Genomic DNA, 16,075 nt, shown 5'->3' with positions numbered 1-16,075 from the left:
GGAAGTCCACATGAGACGAAGAACATTGCTCACCGGGTTGGTCGTCGGCCTGTGCGCAACGGCCGGCCCGCCCGCGTCCGCCGCCCCGGGTCTCGTGGTGGTCCGGCCGGCCGCCACGGACCGGCATTGGGCCCCGCTGACACCGGAGAAGTGGGAGTTCACCGCCGGTCAGGTGGTCATGACCGATCGCGGGGTGCCGCCGGAAGGACCGCGCCGCCCGTTCGAGTACGCCATCGTCCGAAAAGGACCGGAGTTCGGCTCGCTGAGCCTGACCGGCGAGGTCCGCATCGACGAACCGGTGACCCGCAACGACCGCGATGTCGTGCTGATCTTCAACTACCAGTCCCCCACCCGCTTCTACTACGCACACCTGTCGCAGGACAACACGATCTACCCGCACAACGGGATCTTCGTCGTCGACGACGCCGACCGGGTCCGCATCGACGACCAGTGGGACGGCACCACAGGCGCACCGCCCGCCGTGGACGACACCGACTGGCACGACGTCCGCCTCGACTACCGCGCCGCGACCGGTGAGATCGCTGTGCGCGTCGACGGCGCCGACGAGCCGCTGATGACCGCGACCGACACCACCTTCTCCGGTGGCCGGGTCGGTTTCGGCTCGTTCGACAACTACGGGCGCGTCCGCGACGTCACGGTCATCGGCGCTCCCGCTTCCTGACAGCGGTTCCCGAATTTCCTCCGCAGTCCGCCGGTTTCCGCCGGCGGCCTGCGACGCATGACCAACCCGCAACGACGAGGGATGGAGTCCGACCATGCGCGTGCGCAGATCTTGGTTCGCCGCGATCACCGCAGTGGTGGCCGCAGCGACCCTGTTAGCGCCACCGACGGCCGGTGCCGCCGACGAACCGATCATCGATCCGATCCCCGAAGAGCCGCAGCAGTCCCGGCTCGGCCTGGTGCTCCAGGAGGTCGCGCAGCTGCCCGCGTCCGAGGCGACGCCCCCGGCGACCGACCCGCGGCTGATCCGGCACAACCGGATCAACTACATCGGCGAGGTGCCCGACGGCTCCGGCCGGATGTTCGTGCCCGACCTCAACGGCCCGCTGTACCTGCTGGACGGCGGTCGGCAGCACGTGTACCTGGACTTCAAGGCGCGCTTCGAGCACTTCTTCTCCGGGCGCGGGATGGGCAGCGGCTTCGGATTCGTCGCCTTCCACCCCGACTTCGCGCGCAACGGCAAGTTCTACACGGTGCACAGCGAGGACAAGGCGGCCATCGACTCCGAGGAGCCGACCTATCCGAACCAGCCGAACGCGTCCGTGCAGAGCGTGGTGACCGAGTGGACCGCCGACGATCCGGCCGCCGAGGTGTTCTCGGGTTCCCAGCGGGAGATCTTCCGCTTCGGGTTCACCACCCAGATCCACGCGATCCAGCAGATCGACTTCAACCCCACCGCCGAGCCGGGCGACCCCGACTACGGCCTGCTGTACCTGGGAGTCGGTGACGGCGGCATCGGTCTGGACTCCGGCGTGCCGCAGGACATGAGCACCCCGGCGGGCAAGATCCTGCGGATCGACCCGGCGGGCAACGATGGCCCGAACGGCCAGTACGGCATTCCGGCGTCGAACCCGTTCGTCGGCGCACCCGGCGCGCTGGGCGAGATCTACGCAGTCGGCATGCGCGACCCGCACCGGTTCAGCTGGGATCCCGAGGGGCAGCACGCGATGTACCTCGGCCACATCGGCCAGCACGCGATCGAGGCGGTGTACGAGGTCCGCGCCGGGGACAACTTCGGGTGGAGCGAGCGAGAGGGCGACTTCACCTTCCGCCCGGAGAACCAGTGCTACCTGTACCCGCTGCCGGCGGACGACGAGAAGTACGGCTACGTCTACCCGGTCGCGGCCTACGACCACGATCCGCCGCAGGGCTGGCCGTGCAACTCCGACAGCGGCCACGCGATCTCCGGCGGTCAGGTGTACCGGGGAGCGGAATTCCCGCTGCTGCGGGGCAAGTACGTCTTCGGCGACCTGGTGGACGGCCGCGTGTTCTACACCGACGTCAACCGGATGAAGCGCGGCGCGGAACGCGCGCCCCTGCACGAGTTGCAGCTGTTCGACACCGCGGGCAAGCAGATGCGGATGACGGACTTCGTCGGGGACGGCCGGGTGGACCTGCGCTTCGGCACCGACTCGCGGCGCAACCTGTACCTGCTCGCCAAGGCCAACGGCAAGATCTGGAAGGTGGTCGGAACCCGCGCGGCCCCCGGCTCGGAGGTCACCGAGCAGGTGCAGCGGAACCTGGCCGCCTACTACGACTTCGAGCGCCCCTTCGCCGCCGACGATTCCCACGAGCTCGACCGCGGCGCGTCCCGCACCCTGCTGAGCCTGCTGGGCGGCGGCGAGGACATGCGGGTGGCCGACGGCGCGTTCCCCGGCAGCAACAACGCCCTCCAAACGCAGCAGGTCAGCCCCGAAGTGGCCGGCAACGACGACTGGAAAGCCGGTGTCTGGGACGGCAACGGGGTCTCGTCGCTCAGCGCGTTCAACGGCGCCGAGGGCGCGACCGTGATGGGCTGGTTCAAGATGACCGGCGAGAACCCCAGCCCCAACTCGAACACACCGGACCCGGGCGACCGGTACAACGCCGTCGGTCTCGCCGGGATCCTCAGCGGCAACTCCGACGGCCACGACGTCCGGGCGCTGCTGGAGCTGATCCAGGTCGACGGTGAACTGCGGCTGGTGGGGCTGGGTCGCCGCATCGACGGCGGCAGCTCCCAGACGTTCGCCGCCCAGCAGGACTGGCGAGAGCTGCTCCCGCCTGGAGAATGGGTGCACCTGGCGGCGACGTTCGACTACACGACGGGCGAAATCGCCCTCTACCGCAACGGCGAACCGCTCCCCGGCTTCTACGCGGTCCCGGGCGATCCGTGGCAGCTCGACGGGTCGGGAACGACGAGGACGAACCCGCGAGGGATCAAGATCGGCGGCAGTTTCCCGCAGAACACGGCGGAGCGAAACCCCTGCAGCTGCCGGATGGACTCGCTGATGTTCCTGAACACGGCGGCAGGAGCGGATGCGATAGCCGACCAGTACCGCCGCTTCTTCCAACGCTGAAGCCCCGACGCGGGGCGCGGCCCACCCGCGCCCCGCGTCACCTGGATCAGGGGCCGGGCCCCCACCGGGGTATAGCGGGCGGACGTCCTCGCCGTGTCAATCGGCCAGGTGCTTGACGTACCGGTGCCACCGGACGTGGATCGGCCCGTCCAGGCCTTCTGACTGGGACATCAGACCCTCCAGCCATGTGCCGACCCTGGAGATCCGGGTGGCCGATGCCGTTGCGACCGCCGATGAGACCATCCTGCTCTCCGCAATCGTCAGGGCCATGGTCGCGACCGCGCTGAGAGCCAGCGACGCCGGGGAGCCGGCACCGCGTCCGCGGTCGGAGCTCGTGCGCGCGGCCTGCTGGCGTGCCGCACGCGACGGCTTGGCCGGGGAAAGCGTCGACCTGCCCGCCACCAGCCTGATTCCCGTGACAGCCCGGGTCGATCAGCTCCTGACGTGGATCGAGCCTGCGCTGCGGCACCACGGCGACCTGGAGCTGGTGCGGTCCGGATGGTCACGACTGCGCGCCGACGGCAACGGTGCCGACCGACAGTGCCTCACCTACCGACGCCGCGCCAGCTTCCCCGATGTCGTCGACCACCTCATCGCGTCCACCACCATCAGTGGAAGCGACAGCGTGGCTCTGGCACAAAGCCCTTGATTACTGGGCAATTTCAGTCACCACTGACACCATTGTCTTAATCGACTGATGAACCGCGCACGATCCAGCGTGCAGAACCTGTTCCACAGGGGGTGCATCGACGCGATCAGACTCAGCACGTTTCCTGCGCTGTCATGTGCGGTCTCTGCGATGTGCGTATGGACAAGCATATAGAACGTGTTCTAATCTGACCGGCACTTGAACTGCCACTCGTCCGAACAAGGTCTGCTTGCGGTGAAAGGCGTCGGGATGTCTGAGGCTGATTACGTCGTTGTGGGCGCGGGCAGCGCCGGATGTGCCGTGGCGCGACGACTCGCCGAGCGGGGCTCCAGCGTCATCCTGGTCGAAGCCGGGGCCCGGGACGACCGAGGGCCGTTGAAGAGCCTGTTGAGCATCCCGGGCGCCATCGCGGTGGTGCACTCCACGCCGCAGCTGAAGAAGTTCTTCGACTGGGGCTACAAGTCGGTCCCCCAGGAACATGCGGCCAACCGCAAGATTCCCCAGACCCGCGGCAAGGTGCTGGGCGGGTCCAGCTCGGTCAACGGCATGCTCTTCGTCCGGGGCAACCGCGAGAACTACGACGGTTGGGCGGACGACGGCTGCAAGGGCTGGTCGTACGACGACGTCCTGCCGGCGTTCAAGCGCCTGGAGCACTGGGAGGGTGGTGCGAACGACTTCCGGGGGGCGGGCGGCCCGATCCGCGTCCGGAAGCAGGGCGGCCTGACCGAGGCTGCGCAGGGCTTCATGGACGCGGCGACGAGCCGCCTCGACGTGCCGATGCTCGACGACTACAACGCGGAAGGCCAGGAGGGCATCGCGGCCGTCCAGCTCAGCGCCGATCCGGGTGTGCGGTACTCCTCGTCGAAGGGATACCTCCACAACGGTTCGGTGGACGATCTCACCATCCTCACCAATGCGACCGTTTCCAAGGTGGTGCTGAACGGCTCCCGCGCTACCGGCGTGGAGGTCATCGGCAAGAACGGCAGCCGACGCGTCATCAGGGCAGGTCGCGAGGTCATCCTGTCCGCTGGAGCGTTCGGTTCCCCTCAGCTCCTCATGCTGTCCGGCATCGGCCCGGCGGACCACCTGCGCGAGCACAGCATCGAGGTGCGGGCAGACCTGCCGGTCGGGGACAACCTCCACGACCACCTCTTCGTGCCGGTGTCGTTCCGGATGGACTCGGCCCTGCGCAGGCCGACCCCGTCGTACTTCGCGCGCGGCCTCGCCCGGGAGTGGTTCCGCCCCGGCTCGGGCTGGGCCGGCGGCTCGCAGTTCGAAGCGACCGGCTTCGTGCGCACGTCGCACGCCGGTTCGGCCCCGAACCTCCAGCTGTTGAGCCTGTACTGGGTTTACCCGATTCCGAACCAGGACTCCGACAAGGCGGTGCGACCGCCTTCGACGAAGCCCGGGCAGAGCGTGTTCCCGACGTTGATCTACCCCGAAAGCCGCGGCACCGTTCGCCTGTCCAGCGCGGACCCGCTGGCCGCACCGCTGATCGACCCCGCGTACCTGAAGGCCGGCAAGGACAGCGACGTGCTCCTCGAAGGCATCAAGATGGTGCGAGAGGTGATGAACGGCGTCGGCGACAACCAGGGCGAGATCGGACCGGGCCAGCAGTACTCGGACGAGAAGGAACTGCGCCGGATCCTCCCGGACTACGTGCACAGCGTCTACCACCCGGTGGGAACCTGCCGAATGGGCGCGGACGAACGAGCGGTGGTCGGGCCGGACCTCAAGGTCCTCGGCATCGACGGCCTCCGAGTCGCGGACGCCTCGGTGATGCCGTCCATCATCGGCGGCAACACCAACGCCCCCTCGATCATGATCGGCGAACGCTGCGCAGACCTGATCCAGAACTGAAAGCCCTGAGCCCACCGCGATTCCAACCGATGACTCCGCCACCCCTCCAGCTCACGCAACCAAAATCCCTTCACTTCACCAGTCGCAACCCAGGTCATGACGGTGGTTCAATTCGCTCGATCTCTCGGCGGATCGGGCCGATCCGCGGAATTCGATCCCACCACCACTCACCACTCGACCGCTCACCCGCGTCGATGCGACGAACGACTCCAGATTCATCGTCCTCGGTAAACCCCCTGAACCTGGAGTCAACATCGCCGAGCGCCTGGATGAACCCCTCAAGAGAATTCGGTCCGGCGATTTCCACACCGCGGGCGACGAAGCTTCTGAGCGCGAGTGCAGCGATCAAGTCATAGACACCCCATACCGTCCTGCCGGAATCGGGGAGCTCAAGCTCCGCCTCGATCCTGAGAACATGGTTGCGCCAGCTCCCCAGCAGCGCAACCAGCCCCAGGGCCCGCCCCGGGGCAACTGGAACGGAGATTCTCTCCAGTCGAGAGAGTTCCATTTCCGCCAAGAAATTCCCAAGCCATTCGCCGCATTCGCTCCTCATCCACCCCTCCAACCGGCGCGCCCCGACCTGCCGAAGTGTCGTCTCAATTTCTGCGGCGGACGTCCCGTTGCCGGGTTCCCGTCGAGAGGCTCGGGGTTCTCCCCCTTCTCACGCCTCGCCCGCAGGTTTTCCCGGATCCACACCGTCGCGCTGCCCACGACGTTCATGGGCACTAGAGCTGGCCGCCGCGTGGCCGGCGCCATGTCCGTCCGCGCGTGCCACGATCATCCCGTCGTGCACCCGGATCGCGACCTCGGTGCGGTCGTCGATCGAGTTCCAGCCGATGGCCGCAGGAACCGTGCCGCCGTCATCGAACACGATGCGCGGCCGCGGTAGCTGCTCAGCCGCGAACACCCGCCGCAGGCAGCCGATGAGATCGACGATCCGAAGTCGGGCCAGTTGACCGATCTCGGCGGGATCGCTCGTCACGACGACGAACGTCACCTCGTCGCGTAGCCGCGCTGAGCGAACCGCCTCCTCGGCTGCGGACAGACGTCCCACACCCAACACGACGACCACACCATCGTCACCGAGGTCGACCTGGCGGCCGGTGATCTCGTCGCGCAGTCCGCGGGGTGCCGCCCACTGGTCTTTCGCCGACCGCGCCGGAGCGACGAAGGGCAGGTGCGCCGGTTCCACGTCGTCGGCAGGGGCGATGCTCGCCAAGTGCTCGGCGGCTCGGGCCAGTTCGAACGGATCGCCGACCCCGGGGGCGTTCTCCGCGAGACTGGCCGCGCCGTGCAGCAGCGTCAGCACCAGTTCGGCCAGTCGCACCGTCCGGGTGCGCACCGCGGTGCGCGGCTCAAGCGCCAGAGCGAGCAGCAGGGCTTCGAACCGGACGAGTTCGGCCAGCGCGGTCCGGGCCGACCCGGTATCGAGCACTCCGGACACCGAGCGGAGCTGAAGATGCCCGCTCGCCGGCGTGTCGCCGGCGAGCGGCAGTCGTTCGAGCCAGACCCGGGCGAACGCGCCGAGTGCTCTCCCGACGGAGTCGGGCGATTCCACCGGCGATTCGGCAGAGGTTCGAGCCCGTTCAGCGGCGTCGGCGAGCACTGCGAGGTAGAGCGCACGCTTGCCGGTGAAGTTGGAGTAGACCGCGCCCCTGGTCAGTTCGGCTCGCTCGGCGATCCGGTCGATCTTGGCCTCGACGTAGCCGTACTCGGCGAACTCTTGCCGGGCCGCGACCAGCACCGCCGCACGGGTCCGTTCCTGCTGCTGCGCGCGGGTCAATCTCGCCATCGTGTCCCCTTCCACTCCCGTGCCGCGCCATGATACAACGAACATCCAGATGTTTTGAACATCTGAAAATCACGGACATCGGAGATTGATCGTGGGTGGCACGGGATTTGAGATAGACGGACTGGTCAAGAGATTCGGCCGGACGACCGCGGTCGACGCCGCACTCGCAGCGGCCCTGAACCGCGCCGCTGGACAACTCGTCGAGCACTTCGTCGAGAACGCGCGCCGCGAAGGAAGGCCGTGGAGCGCAATCGCGGCAGCCCTGGACGTGTCGAAGCAGGCCGCGCACAAGAGATTCGTGCCGCGAGCCGCAGACAGCCTTCCTGCAAACCGAACCGCACTCCGAGGGGACACGACATGACCTTGCCCGGAACTCACGCGACGGACGCCAACCTGTTGGTGCTGCACGCCCTGCGCTGCGTCGGCGCCACCAGCCCCGCCCGCCTCCATTCGGTCACGGGCCTCGACGAAGCCGATATCGAGTCCGAGCTCATCGATCTCGGAGCCGACGGTCTTGTCACGCGCGTGTCCGGCGACATGCCCGGCTGGTGGCTCACGGACGCCGGCCGCGCCGCAGACGCCGAGCGAATCACCCATGAGCTCGAGTCGGCCAATGCCCGCAGGGCCGTGGGGGCGGCGTTCGACCGGTTCCTCGTTCTCAACCCGGAGCTGCTCGACCTCTGCACGGCATGGCAACTCCGGGACATCGACGGCATCATGCGCGCCAACGATCACGGCGACCCTGCTTACGACTCCCGAGTTCTCGACCGATTCGCCGATTTCGACCAACGCGCTGCCGCCGTCTGCGCCGAACTGTCCGCCGCACTGCCTCGATTCGGTCGCTACCGCGACCGCCTCGCCGCAGCCCTCGATCGCGCCGCCTCCGGCGCGCTGGAGTACGTGACCGACAGCACCGCGTCCTACCACACCGTGTGGGCAGAGCTGCACGAAGACCTGCTCGCCACGCTCGGGATGCAGCGATGAAATGGATTCGCACGATCTCCGCCCAGATCGAGGAGCCGGCGGAGACGCTGGGCAGCAAGGCACATGGCCTCGTCCTCCTCCACCGTCTCGGGTTGCGAGTGCCGGCCGGATTCGTCGTCACCACAGCGGCATGCCGCGCTTTCTTGCGGGAAGGACGTCTTCCCGACGGACTCGACGACGAGCTCGCGACGGCCATTGGCGACCTCGAAATCGCCACCGAGCGCGCCTTCGGCGGACCGCGGAAGCCGCTGGCAGTGTCTGTTCGCTCCGGGGCCGGCGTGTCGATGCCCGGCATGATGAGCACGATCCTCAACCTCGGCCTCACGACCGAAGCCACTGCGGGCCTGGCCGCCGAGACCGGCGACCGGCCATTCGCATTGAATTCGCGGCTGCGGTTCCTGTCGAGCTTCGCCTCCGCGGTCGCGAACGCGGACGGGACGAGAACCGTCCACAGAGGATTTCGTGAGCGAGGAACCGCGGACGAGGAAGCGCGCCTCACCGATGCGATCAAGGCAGTCGAGAACTCCGTCCGAGTGCGAGGCGATCAACCTATTCCGGACGACGCGACCCGCCAGTTGGAGTTGGCGGTCGAGGCTGTGTTCTCGTCCTGGGACACGCCGCGCGCACGGACCTATCGCGCGGTGAACGACATCCCGCACGACCTCGGCACAGCTGTGATCGTCCAGACGATGGTGTTCGGGAACCGCGACGACCACAGCGGCACCGGAGTCGCGTTCAGCCGCAATCCCAACACCGGTGAAAACATCCCGTTCGGCGAAGTCCTGTTCGGGCACCAGGGGGAAGACGTCGTCTCCGGTAGATCGATGACCCGGCCTCTGCACGAACTCGCCGAACGGGAACCGACGGTGTGGACGGAGCTGCTCGACGCCCTGAGCCGGATCGAAGGACACCACCGCGACGCCTGCTACGTCGAGTTCACGTTCCAGGCCGGCGAGCTCTGGATCTTGCAGGTCCGGCCTGGTCGGTTCGTCGGAGGTGCTGCGGTCCGCGTAGCCACCGAGCTCGTCGACGAGCGGGTCATCGGGCGTCGCGAAGCGCTGCTCAGGGTCTCGACGCAGCATCTCCGGCACGTCCGCACGCCACGCATGGCGTCATCCGAGGAGGCCGACATCTTCGCCCGGGGGCTCGGTGCCTGTCCTGGTGTCGCAGTCGGCAAAGTGGCGACCACGGCCGACGGAGCAGTCCGAATGGCCCGGGACGCCCCGGTCATCTTGGTCCGCCCGGAGACCTCCCCGAACGACATGCATGGCCTTGCTGCCGCCACCGGGATCGTCACCGCTCGTGGCGGGCCGGCCAGCCACGCCGCGGTCGTCGCGCGAGCCATGGGAAAGCCCGCGGTCGTGGGCGTCGCCGACCTCACCGTCGACGTCGACACCGGCTCTGCGACAGCCGGCGGTCGCGCCGTCGGGGACGGCACCCTCGTCACCATCGACGGGACCAGCGGTGAGGTCGCGCTCGGTAGCCCCCGCGTCGTCGCGAACGCGGCCGATGATCACCTCCACCGACTGCTCGAATGGGCCGACGACATCTCGGGCGACCACTCCGAACGCGATGAATCCGAGCGCCTCGATGCGGCCCATGCCGCACTGCGCCACCGCTGACACAGGGCAAGCCGGATAGATCATTGACGAGAAAGGAGATCGGCGGTGGCAACTCGGCACGTGTACTTGGTACGGCACGGAGCGGCGGACCCGTTCGGCGAACTGACCGATGTCGGGCAGCGGCAGTCCGAACTGGTCGGGCAGCGCCTGGCTGGACTTCCGATCGACGTGGTGTGGCATTCGCCCCTGCCCAGGGCGGTGCGATCCGCGCAGCTCGTAGGCGCGTACCTGCCGAACGCCGCGGCGCGGGAAGCCGCCGAGCTTGTCGATCACGTGTGGAGGTAATCCTCTCGACGAGTAGCGGCCGCGGTGGACGACCCACGTCCGGCCAGTAGGCTCGATGCGTGCCGAACTTTGCCGAGTGGTGGGCCTATTTCGGGTCTGTGCTGCTGATCGCTTTCGTGCCCGGTCCCGGCATGCTCTACGTGCTGGCCCGCAGCATCCGAGGTGGCTCCCGCGAAGGCGTGTTCTCCGCCTTCGGCAACACCCTGGGCGCTTCGGTGCACGCGCTTGCGGCGGCCGTCGGGCTTTCGGCGCTCCTGATGGCCTCGGCGGTGGCGTTCACCGTCGTGAAGCTCGTCGGTGCGGCCTATCTCATCTACCTGGGTGCCCGTGCGTTGTGGGAGTTGCGCGCGGGCGTCGGCGGGCAGCCGCCGAAAGCGCCGCGGCAGCGCGGGTCCGCGGTGCTGCAGGGCTTCATCACCGAGGTGTTCAACCCGAAGACGGCGATGTTCTTCCTGGCTTTCCTGCCCCAGTTCGTGCACCCGGAGCGGGGTTCGACCACGCTGGTCTTCCTGTTGTTGGGGGCCATCTTCGTGGCGTTCGTGCTGATTTCCGACCTGCTCGTCGTCTCCTTCGCGGGTCCGCTGTCGGCCCGCATGGCCCGGAATCCGCGTTGGTGGCGCCGCCAGCAGGTCGCCAGCGGCACCACGTTGATCGGTCTCGGCGGGGCGCTGGCGCTGTCCCAGAACTAGGAGAACGGGAGACTTCCTGCTATTCCGGTTCGAGCGCACGGTGAGTCACCCAACGCGACTGGATGATCAGGGCGAGTCAGGCGACTCCGCGCACGCGGGTGACGAGCACGCCCGCGAGCAGGGTGACCACCGCCGATGCGGTGAACAGCCCGGCATAGCCGCCGAGGTGGGCCAGGACCGGCGTGGCGAGCGCCGGGGCGACGACTTGGGGCAGCGAGTTCGCGATGTTCACCACGCCGAGGTCCTTGGCGCGGTCGGCGGCGGTCGGCAGCACCTGCGTCAGCAGGGCCAGCGCCACCGCCCAGTAGATCCCGAAGCCCAGTCCGAGCAGCGGAGCGGCGCACAGTGCCGAGGTCCACGTCGGCCACGCGGCCAGCAGCAGCGCGGCCAGCGCCATCAGCACGCACGAGATCAGGACGTAGGGCTTGCGCCGCCCCGTGCGGTCCGACAGCGCTCCCGCGAGGATCCCGCCGACGGTGAGCGCGGCACCGTAGAGGCCCATCAGGATCAGCAGACCCGTCTCCGGATCGGGGTGGCGCAAGGCGTCGCCTAGGAAGAACAGCAGGTAGAGCGTGCCGAAGGCGTTGCCCAGGTTGATCATGAAGTGGCAGCCCCAGCCCCACGCGAAGTCGGGGTACCTGCGCGGCGACACCCAGAGCCGCCGCGCTGCGGCGACCAGCCCGCCTGCGGGCTTCGCCGGCAGCGTGGTGTCCGGGGTGCGCAGCACGAACGCCGCTGCCGCGAGCACGACCAGTGCCGCGCACGCCAGGTAACCCCCGGCGAGCCCGGTGATCAGCACCGTCACCACCAGCGCGCCGGCGACGGTGCCCAGCATCTGGCTGATCCCAACGAGTCCGCCGATCCGTGCCCGCTGCGGCACCGGAACCCGGTCCGGCAGCGCCGAGGCCAGGCTCGCGAGCATCGCGTTGAGCCCGGCCTGCACCAGGCACCACCCGATCGTCATGGTCACCACGTCGCCCGCCGCGGCGAGGACCGCCAGTCCCGCCGCCCCCACGAGCGCGCCGCCGAGCGTCCACGGGTGCCGGCGGCCGAACCGCGAGGTGGTGCGGTCGGAGAGCATGCCCGCCAGCGGGTTGACCACCACCGACACCGCCGCGCCGACCCCGGTGACCACGCCGAAGACGACCTCCTTGTCCACGCCGGCGAGCAGTTCCGCCTGCCGGGGCAGCAGTACCTGGATCGGCGCGTAGAACGCCAGCCACAGTCCGAGATTGGCCAGGAAGAGCAACGTCGTCCATCCGGCGCGGACCGGGGTTCGGGGCTCGGCGAGCGCGGTCATCTCGACCGCTTGATCACGTCGCGGTACCAGGCGAACGAGTCCTTCGGGGTGCGCACGAGCGTGTCGTAGTCGACGTGCACCAGGCCGAACCGCGACGCGTACCCCTTCGACCACTCGAAGTTGTCCAGGAGCGACCAGACGAAGTAGCCGCGCACGTCCGCACCGGCGTCCATGGCCTCGCGCACGGCGGTGAGGTGACGGGCGAGGAAGTCGATGCGGTCGGCGTCGTGGATTTCGTCGAAGCTGCAACCGTTCTCGGTGATGTGCACCGGCGGCATCTCCGGGTAGCGCTCGTGGAGCAGGACGAGCAGCTCGCGCAGTCCGTCCGGCACTACCGGCGATCCGTTGGTGGTCATCGGATAGCCCTCGACCGGAACGAGTTCGAACGGTAGCGGGCCGGGGGTCCGAGGCGCGCGGACGGCCATCGGCTCGTAGTAGTTGACGCCGTAGAAGTCCAGCGGCGCGGCGATTGCCGGCAGGTCGTCGGCGAAGCCGTCGGGAAGCCGGTCATGCAGCACCTCGGGGTAGCTGCCGAGCAGGATCGGATCGGCGAACAAGCGGTTGATCAGCGCGTCCAAGAAGGACACCGGTTCCGGGTCTTCACCCCAGATCGGGCTGTGGTTGTTCGCGGTTCCCACCGCGCGGGCACCCGCCGCGCGCAACGCCGACACTGCCCAGCCGTGCGCCAGGAGCTGGTGGTGCGCGGTCGGAATCGCGTCGAGCAGCAGCGCCTTGCCCGGCGCGTACTCGCCGATTCCGTAGCCGAAGATCGACATGACCATCGGCTCGTTGAGCGGGATCCACATCTTCACCCTGTCCGCGAAGCGCTCGCCGACGATCGCGGCGTACTCGGCGAACCGCTCGGCGGTCTCGCGGCTGAGCCACCCGCCCCGGTCCTCCAGCGCCTGCGGGGTGTCCCAGTGGTAGACCGTGGCGACCGGGTCGATGCCTGCTTCGCAGAGCGAGTCGAGCAGGCGGTCGTAGAACGCGATTCCCTCGGGGTTCGCCGGACCGCGACCGTCGGGCTGGATGCGGGGCCAGGCCAGCGAGAACCGGTAGGCGTCCACGCCCAGATCGGACATCAGCGCGACGTCCTCGAGATAGCGGTGGTAGTGGTCGGTGCTGACGTCGGCGTGCTCGCCGCGCGCGATCTTGCCGGGAGTGGCGGTGAAGGTGTCCCAGATGGAACGTCCCCGGCCTCCTTCCGCGGTGGCGCCTTCGATCTGGAACGCCGCGGTGGACACGCCCCAGACGAAATCGGAGGGCAAGCGCGGGACCTTCATCTCGATCACTCCCCGAAACGTGAATGTTATTCGGAATATAGTGCCGATCCGGCACTCGCGGAAGGGACGATCCGGAGTCCGCTGCTCAGGCGCCGCGAAGCGGCAAGGTGTCAATGCCCGGCCCGAAAAGCACGAAGATCATCAGTTGGGTCAGGTCGTGTCCGGGGGCAGGTCACGTACTCCTGAACAGCCGGTCCAGATGCACGTCGATCGCGGCGAGCGCGTCCTGGGGCTCGATCACGTCGAGTTCGATCAGGGGGGTGAAGCCGGTGAGGGCGAGGAGCAGGTTGGTCTCGGTCGCCGGGTCGCGGCCGGAGTCGATGTGCCCGTCGGCGATCGCCTGGTGGACCAGCCGCTCGACGAGGGCCCGCCCTTGGACGAGGCCGCGGCGCGCCTGCTCGTGCACGGCCTCGTCGTGCAGCGCCTCCAGGACGTAGGCGGCGCTCATCCGGCTGGTCGCGCGGGCGTCGGCATGCAGGGGGAGCATTTCCGCGAGCGTCAGTCGCAGCACGTCACGGGGGTGCGGACGGTCACCGAGCTTTTCGAGCCCCTGGTGCATGCGCACCGAGGTCTGCTCGGACGCGAAGTCCATGGCGAAGGAGAGCATGGCGGTCCGGGAGGCGAAGTAGTGCTGCAGCTGCCCGAGTGACATGCCCGCCTCCTGCGCCACCACGCGCATCGTCAGCTGTGTGACGCCGCGCTGCTCCACCACCCGCCACAGTGCGCGGGCGATCGTTTCGCGGCGTCCGCGGTGATCCACCTGTTTCGGCATCGCCGGCCCCTCCCTCGTATCCCGGGACTGTTCCAATACAGTTGACATAATACATCTGACCCATAACCCTGGGGTCCACTCGAGGGAAGGAATCGTCATGCCCGAACAGCCAAAGGTACGGACCACGGAAGGCGTGGTGCAGGGGCGCCGGCGGCAGAGGCACGCGGTGTTCCGCGGCATCCCCTACGCCCAGCCCCCGGTCGGAGCGCTCCGCTTCGCCGCGCCCGCGCCGCCGCACCGCTGGGAGGGGACGAGGCAGGCGGTCGAGTTCGGCCCCGTGGTGCCGCTGTCCCTGCCGATCGACGTGCCCCCGCAGGGCACCGACTGGCTGACGCTCAACGTCGGCACTCCGGATCCCGGCGCGGCGGGACTGCCGGTGCTGGTGTGGATCCCCGTGGGCGGCTACCTCTCGGCGGCGTCGAGCGACCCGATGTACGACCCGGCAGCGCTGGCCGAGGCGGGAGTCGTCGTGGTGACCATCAACTGCCGCGTGGGCGCGGAGGGATTCGCGTTCCTCGACGACGTACCGCCCAACCGCGGATTCCTGGACCAGATCGCGGCGCTGGAGTGGGTGCAGCGCAACATCGCCGCCTTCGGAGGCGACCCCGGCCAGGTCACCGTGGCCGGGGTGTCCGCCGGGGCGGGCTCGGTCGCCGCCCTCCTGACGATGAAGTCCGCGCGCGGACTGTTCCGGCGGGCCATCGCCCACTCGGTGCCGGGGCTGCACAGCACCCCCGCGCTGGCACGGCAGGTCACCGCCGCGTTCGCGGACCGGCTCGGCGCGGCGGCCCCCACCGCCGAGGCCCTGCGCGACATCGACCCATGGCACCTGGCCGCCGAGCTCACCTCCTTCAACGCCGGCCTCCACGCGCACCGGGAGAGCTGGGGACGCCTCACGGAGGCCGGCACCGCGCTGTGCCCCGTCGTCGACGGCGAGGTCCTCCCGGAAACGCCCTGGCCCGCGCTGACCGGCGCGCGCGCGAGCGGGACCGAACTGCTCGTCGGCCACGCCCGGGACGAATTCCGGTACTTCAGCGTCGTGAGCGGACGGTACGGCACCTTCACCGAGGAGGACGCCCACGCAGCCCTGGAACTGCTCGCCCCGCAGCCGGACGGCGCGCGGGCCTACCGTGCCGCGTTCCCGCAGGCAGGCCCGGAGGAGCTGGTGGAGACGGTGTACTCCGACGCCCTCTTCCGCATGCCGTCACAGAAGCTGGCCGAGGCGAACGCCGCAGCCGGCGGCACCTCGTACCTGTTCGAACTGTGCTGGGTTGCCCCGGCCCTCGGCGGCATCCTGGGCGCCTGCCACAGCCTCGACGTGCCCCTGGCGTTCGGCACGCTGGACAGCCCCGTCGGCACCCAGCTCATCGGCGAGGAGCCCACTCCCGAGGCCGTCGCGCTCTCCCGCGAACTCCAGGAGGCATGGGTCCGCTTCGTCACCACCGGCGACGCGGGCTGGTCCGCCCACCGGCCCGGCGGGCACCTCACCCGCGTCCTGGACACCGAGTCGAAGACTCGGCCCTACCCCGAACAGGCATCCCGACAGATCTGGGAAGGCCACTCCCCCGCCCCCTTCGATCTCTCGTAATTGTCCGGGTCGGCTCCTACGACTGCGACGCCGCCACTCACCTGCCCATCGGGGACAGCGGGACTTCGGCTTCGCCGAGGTGGGTGGCGGCGCTGTGGCGCAGCTGGTGCAGGTCGAGCCCGGCGTACTTGTCCAGCAGGACGCGGGCGCGGTGTAGCCCAGGCGGGCGCGACC

15 protein-coding genes are annotated in these 16,075 nt (G+C 68.9%); 10 read left to right on the top strand and 5 right to left on the bottom strand.

Annotated features, from left to right (window positions below):
* Window positions 1-10 precede the first annotated feature (10 nt).
* From ACWEV3_RS32355 to ACWEV3_RS32340, 4 genes are all read left to right on the top strand, one after another.
* Complete coding sequence (locus ACWEV3_RS32355; RefSeq protein WP_452617517.1) at window positions 11-682, top strand: hypothetical protein; 672 nt, start codon at window positions 11-13, stop codon at window positions 680-682.
* Window positions 683-776: 94 nt separating this feature from the next.
* On the top strand, window positions 777-3,077 hold the full coding sequence (locus ACWEV3_RS32350; RefSeq protein ID WP_452617516.1) for a PQQ-dependent sugar dehydrogenase: 2,301 nt from the start codon (window positions 777-779) through the stop codon (window positions 3,075-3,077).
* 187 nt (window positions 3,078-3,264) lie between these two features.
* Window positions 3,265-3,726 (top strand): carboxylate-amine ligase, encoded by a 462-nt coding sequence (locus tag ACWEV3_RS32345; RefSeq protein ID WP_452617515.1) that lies wholly within the window; start codon window positions 3,265-3,267, stop codon window positions 3,724-3,726.
* 249 nt (window positions 3,727-3,975) lie between these two features.
* On the top strand, window positions 3,976-5,586 hold the full coding sequence (locus tag ACWEV3_RS32340) for a GMC family oxidoreductase (RefSeq protein ID WP_452617514.1): 1,611 nt from the start codon (window positions 3,976-3,978) through the stop codon (window positions 5,584-5,586).
* A 94-nt stretch (window positions 5,587-5,680) separates the two neighbouring features.
* On the opposite strand, the gene ACWEV3_RS32335 is transcribed toward ACWEV3_RS32340, so the two are convergent.
* Together ACWEV3_RS32335 and ACWEV3_RS32330 are read right to left on the bottom strand one after the other, a co-directional pair.
* A complete protein-coding gene (locus ACWEV3_RS32335; RefSeq protein WP_452617513.1) occupies window positions 5,681-6,139 on the bottom strand; it encodes a hypothetical protein in 459 nt (152 codons plus the stop codon).
* A gap of 108 nt (window positions 6,140-6,247) precedes the next feature.
* Window positions 6,248-7,378: a TetR family transcriptional regulator gene (locus ACWEV3_RS32330; RefSeq protein WP_452617512.1), complete on the bottom strand. Its 1,131-nt coding sequence runs from the start codon at window positions 7,376-7,378 to the stop codon at window positions 6,248-6,250.
* A gap of 91 nt (window positions 7,379-7,469) precedes the next feature.
* On the opposite strand from ACWEV3_RS32330, the gene ACWEV3_RS32325 reads away from it, so the two are divergent.
* The 5 genes from ACWEV3_RS32325 to ACWEV3_RS32305 are packed head-to-tail and all read left to right on the top strand — an operon-like array spanning window position 7,470 to window position 10,958.
* A complete protein-coding gene (locus ACWEV3_RS32325) occupies window positions 7,470-7,739 on the top strand; it encodes a hypothetical protein (protein ID WP_452617511.1) in 270 nt (89 codons plus the stop codon).
* Window positions 7,736-8,362, top strand: coding sequence for a transcriptional regulator (locus ACWEV3_RS32320; protein ID WP_452617510.1), 627 nt, complete (start codon window positions 7,736-7,738; stop codon window positions 8,360-8,362). Before ACWEV3_RS32325 ends, ACWEV3_RS32320 begins: the two co-directional genes overlap by 4 nt.
* Window positions 8,359-9,984, top strand: coding sequence for a pyruvate, phosphate dikinase (locus ACWEV3_RS32315; protein WP_452617509.1), 1,626 nt, complete (start codon window positions 8,359-8,361; stop codon window positions 9,982-9,984). Before ACWEV3_RS32320 ends, ACWEV3_RS32315 begins: the two co-directional genes overlap by 4 nt.
* A gap of 45 nt (window positions 9,985-10,029) precedes the next feature.
* Window positions 10,030-10,269 carry a histidine phosphatase family protein gene (locus ACWEV3_RS32310; RefSeq protein WP_452617508.1) on the top strand — a complete coding sequence of 80 codons (240 nt, stop codon included), beginning with the start codon at window positions 10,030-10,032 and terminating at the stop codon, window positions 10,267-10,269.
* A gap of 59 nt (window positions 10,270-10,328) precedes the next feature.
* Window positions 10,329-10,958 (top strand): LysE family translocator, encoded by a 630-nt coding sequence (locus ACWEV3_RS32305; protein WP_452617507.1) that lies wholly within the window; start codon window positions 10,329-10,331, stop codon window positions 10,956-10,958.
* 76 nt (window positions 10,959-11,034) lie between these two features.
* Here the strand turns inward: ACWEV3_RS32305 and ACWEV3_RS32300 are convergent, their stop codons facing one another.
* The 3 genes from ACWEV3_RS32300 to ACWEV3_RS32290 all read right to left on the bottom strand — a co-directional run bounded on the left by ACWEV3_RS32300 (window position 11,035) and on the right by ACWEV3_RS32290 (window position 14,313).
* On the bottom strand, window positions 11,035-12,258 hold the full coding sequence (locus ACWEV3_RS32300; protein WP_452617506.1) for an MFS transporter: 1,224 nt from the start codon (window positions 12,256-12,258) through the stop codon (window positions 11,035-11,037).
* The gene (locus ACWEV3_RS32295; RefSeq protein ID WP_452617505.1) at window positions 12,255-13,541 is read right to left on the bottom strand and encodes a GH1 family beta-glucosidase; all 1,287 of its coding nucleotides are present in this window, start codon (window positions 13,539-13,541) and stop codon (window positions 12,255-12,257) included. The genes ACWEV3_RS32300 and ACWEV3_RS32295 overlap by 4 nt, the downstream gene beginning before the upstream one ends.
* Before the next feature lie 172 nt (window positions 13,542-13,713).
* Entirely contained in the window at window positions 13,714-14,313 is a 600-nt protein-coding gene (locus tag ACWEV3_RS32290) for a TetR/AcrR family transcriptional regulator (protein WP_452617504.1), read from the bottom strand.
* Window positions 14,314-14,410: 97 nt separating this feature from the next.
* Between ACWEV3_RS32290 and ACWEV3_RS32285 the strand changes: the two genes are divergently transcribed.
* Window positions 14,411-15,901, top strand: a complete 1,491-nt coding sequence (locus ACWEV3_RS32285) for a carboxylesterase/lipase family protein (protein WP_452617503.1) — start codon at window positions 14,411-14,413, stop codon at window positions 15,899-15,901.
* Window positions 15,902-16,075: the final 174 nt, after the last annotated feature.

The sequence above is a fragment of the Saccharopolyspora sp. NPDC003752 genome (assembly GCF_053605825.1).
Note: the sequence above shows the minus strand (reverse complement) of the source record. Positions and strands in the feature narration are given on the sequence as shown.

What these genes read in the sequence shown, in the direction of transcription:
- ACWEV3_RS32355 (WP_452617517.1), top strand. Translation starts at nt 11, where the DNA reads ATGAGACGAAGAACATTGCTCACCGGGTTGGTCGTCGGCCTGTGCGCA.
- ACWEV3_RS32350 (WP_452617516.1), top strand. Translation starts at nt 777, where the DNA reads ATGCGCGTGCGCAGATCTTGGTTCGCCGCGATCACCGCAGTGGTGGCC.
- ACWEV3_RS32340 (WP_452617514.1), top strand. Translation starts at nt 3,976, where the DNA reads ATGTCTGAGGCTGATTACGTCGTTGTGGGCGCGGGCAGCGCCGGATGT.
- ACWEV3_RS32335 (WP_452617513.1), bottom strand. Translation starts at nt 6,139, where the DNA reads ATGAGGAGCGAATGCGGCGAATGGCTTGGGAATTTCTTGGCGGAAATG.
- ACWEV3_RS32330 (WP_452617512.1), bottom strand. Translation starts at nt 7,378, where the DNA reads ATGGCGAGATTGACCCGCGCGCAGCAGCAGGAACGGACCCGTGCGGCG.
- ACWEV3_RS32320 (WP_452617510.1), top strand. Translation starts at nt 7,736, where the DNA reads ATGACCTTGCCCGGAACTCACGCGACGGACGCCAACCTGTTGGTGCTG.
- ACWEV3_RS32315 (WP_452617509.1), top strand. Translation starts at nt 8,359, where the DNA reads ATGAAATGGATTCGCACGATCTCCGCCCAGATCGAGGAGCCGGCGGAG.
- ACWEV3_RS32300 (WP_452617506.1), bottom strand. Translation starts at nt 12,258, where the DNA reads ATGACCGCGCTCGCCGAGCCCCGAACCCCGGTCCGCGCCGGATGGACG.
- ACWEV3_RS32295 (WP_452617505.1), bottom strand. Translation starts at nt 13,541, where the DNA reads ATGAAGGTCCCGCGCTTGCCCTCCGATTTCGTCTGGGGCGTGTCCACC.
- ACWEV3_RS32290 (WP_452617504.1), bottom strand. Translation starts at nt 14,313, where the DNA reads ATGCCGAAACAGGTGGATCACCGCGGACGCCGCGAAACGATCGCCCGC.
- ACWEV3_RS32285 (WP_452617503.1), top strand. Translation starts at nt 14,411, where the DNA reads ATGCCCGAACAGCCAAAGGTACGGACCACGGAAGGCGTGGTGCAGGGG.